2 protein-coding genes are annotated in these 2993 nt (G+C 45.5%); both read left to right on the forward strand.

Annotated features, from left to right (window positions below; all coding sequences use genetic code 11):
- The coding region (locus D5R40_RS31585; protein ID WP_205127793.1) for a class I SAM-dependent methyltransferase at window positions 1–564 on the forward strand (564 nt) is incomplete at its 5' end.
- Window positions 560–763 carry a 3-keto-alpha-glucoside-1,2-lyase-like domain-containing protein gene (locus tag D5R40_RS43210; RefSeq protein ID WP_375339440.1) on the forward strand — a complete coding sequence of 68 codons (204 nt, stop codon included), beginning with the start codon at window positions 560–562 and terminating at the stop codon, window positions 761–763. The genes D5R40_RS31585 and D5R40_RS43210, both read left to right, overlap by 5 nt.
- Window positions 764–2993: the final 2230 nt, after the last annotated feature.

Here is a 2993-nt window from a genome sequence, read left to right on the forward strand (position 1 = left end):
GTCCATTCAACCCCTATTCCTATGAAAGCCGCTCCAGAAAGAATTGCCGTAGAGTTTGATCAGATCGCCGCCTTGCCCGATCGAAATTGGAATCATAATATCCACTATCACGATTTCCTGCTTAGGGAATTACCCTCGCCTTGCCATCGAGTACTAGAAATTGGCTGTGGAAAGGGACGCCTCAGTCGAGCACTCGCCAAGCACGCTCAGGAAGTGGTGGGAATAGATTTGTCCAATGAAATGCTTAAGATCGCCAGAGTTGAAAGTCAGCAGCTGGATAACGTCAGGTTTGAACAAACCGACTATTTGCAAAAAGACTATCCACCGGCCTACTTCGATGCTATAGTAAGTGTAGCGACCTTACATCATATGGATTGGGCGCATGCTCTTAAGCGAATCAAATCAGACCTAAAGCCGGGCGGAAAGTTGTTAGTCATCGACTTGTACAAGGAGAAAGGTTGGATGGATCAACTTTACAATCTCGCTTCTATCCCACTCCATCAAGTGCAAGAAGGAGGTAGTAAAACCAGCCGGCGAATGGAATTCAGTACGTATCCGTATTAAGAATGGAAAATCCAGTTTCTGGTTAAATGGAGTAAAGGTGGTTAAATTCGAGATGTTTACACCAGAATGGAATGCTATGATTGCTGATAGTAAATTCAAAAACTGGGAGGGCTTCGGGCAATCCAGGAAGGGAAGAATCTGTCTGCAAGACCATAGTGATACGGTTTGGTATCGCAATATTAAGATCAAGCGACTGTAAACTGCGATCACTTGGAGAAAAGCCTATTAGTTCATGCAAGTTACGATCAACAAGTTTTCTCCCTTTTTTGGCCCCTTCCTTAAGGGTGAAAAGGGAGAAAATGCCTGGATTCTCTTCAGGGTCAGGGCGAAGACAGGCCTTTTCAGCCCAGGCTGGGGGATCATCGCAACTTGGGGTAATTATATCATCAAGATGGGCTTTTCTCCAAAGGTTTTTCCCATACAAGGCTGAAACGCCAAAGTAACCTTCGCCTAACTTTCACCCCTGGTAGGTACTGGCTTGCGATCCTTTTGATTTCCTCAAATGGCAGATATTCATCTCCTGAGCCATGCGCATGCCAAAGCTGGTTTTCCAATGCACTACTGCTAGTGTTGTCATTCTTTAGCCACTTGAAAACATGATGGAGTGGGATAGAAGCGAGGTTGAAAGTTGACCATCCACCTTTCTCCTTGTACAAGTCGATGACAACAACTTCGCCGGCTTAGGTCTGATTTGATTCGCTTAAGGCATGCGCCAATCCATATGATGTAAGGTCGCTACACTTATATAGCATCGAAGTAGGCCGGTGATAGTCTTTTTGCAAATAGTCGGTTGTTCAAACCTGACGTTATCCAGCTATGCTGACTTTCAACTCTGGCATCTTAAGCTTTCATTGGACAAATCTATTCCCACCACTTCCTAGCTGCTTGGCTGAGTGGCTCGATGAGCGTCCCTTTCCACAGCCATTTCTAGTACTCGTGCAAGGCGAGGGTAATTCCCTAAGCAGGAAATCGGGATAGTGGATATTATGTCTCAATTTCGATCGGGGCAAGGCGGCGATCTGATCAAAACTCTACGGCAATTCTTTCTGGACGGCTTTCATAGGAATAGGTGTTGAATGGACTAACCTCTATGACAACTTTACCAACCGTTTTTACCCGGTTGAGAATAGTCGAATAGTTCAGGAAGCTCTTGAAAGGGAAAGGTGTCCACGAGGGTTTCGGCAGATCATGCCGAGACTTCCTGTAGGATTTTCTGATATCACCCTTTCATATAGCCAAATTAGATTGAGCCTAACACCCCCTTGTTGTCGGTGGGCAAGGGCCTGTGGATCTACCTTCGGGCGGTGAGGAAACCAAAGTAGGCGTAATAATTTGGCGATTACGGAGCAGCATAACGAGCTTGGCCATAGACAATGATTCTGCCTGTGCAAGCCAGGACATCATATCCGATTTTGAAATATTTCCACCGATACACTCCATAATCAAATGAACTCTCGGCATCTAAGCTTTGATCAGTCGCCCTTGAGTCTTTTTATGGGACGATCCCTGGTCGTAACCTTCTTTTTCAGATATCCGAGTTTACGGCATTTCCAACTGTACCAATAGTATAGCAACCCATCCGATTTGCAATGCGGACGGCACTGCGTCCACACCACCTGCGGCACTATGAATCAAGATCGTTTGTCCTTTCTGCAAATCGCCCTTGTTGATCATAGCGTAAATAGGCCGTTAACATCTGCACCAAGTAGGCAGAAACTTCCGCAAACTCCAATCGGAGGTAGGGGAATAAGTAACGATGATCTATATTTAGGTGAGTTGTATAGGCGCCGAATCTTACCCCCATAATGCATTCTCCTTGACCGTGTCCACCGCTTGAACCGACCTTGCTTACAATTCCGCATATTCCAAACCAGGAACAAAAAGCGTCTTTCGGAGCCGCCGCATATAAACCCCAGATTGCAAAAAACATCGGCAAAGTTTAGCCCAATCGCCTTAACCTCTACTGGACCTCATCGAGCGGGGTCAGCAAGGTCTCTGTGTGGATCTTTAGATTCTGAATGTTGCCCGCTTTGATTTATGGGCACGTCTGGTGTCATAGCGTTTAATTGCGGATTGATGATTCGCTTAAATATAGGTTTTTCTAGGAAAACAAGGATCTAGACATACGAATAAATTCCGAATCATTGTGTTTGGATTTGCCGTAAATACCCCCAGATTGCTTACTTTGGTGCCTCCCGCTCTACGCCGAATTTTCGGCAGTTTTATTGCTGAAACCAGCTCGACAAGTCCGCAAATGTGATTCCGGCGCCGGATAGGTCTAAAGTGCATTCTGCCAGGATAGGTCAAATCAAGGATGCAGTAAGCTTTATTCTTTGTGAAAGTGGATCTTCTACAGAATAGTTTCGGGATGACATCAGATGATGGCATTTCCATACCGAATAACAGGCTGGAGGAGATCAAATTAAAAG

The organism is Okeania hirsuta (assembly GCF_003838195.1).
Lineage (GTDB): Bacteria > Cyanobacteriota > Cyanobacteriia > Cyanobacteriales > Microcoleaceae > Okeania > Okeania hirsuta.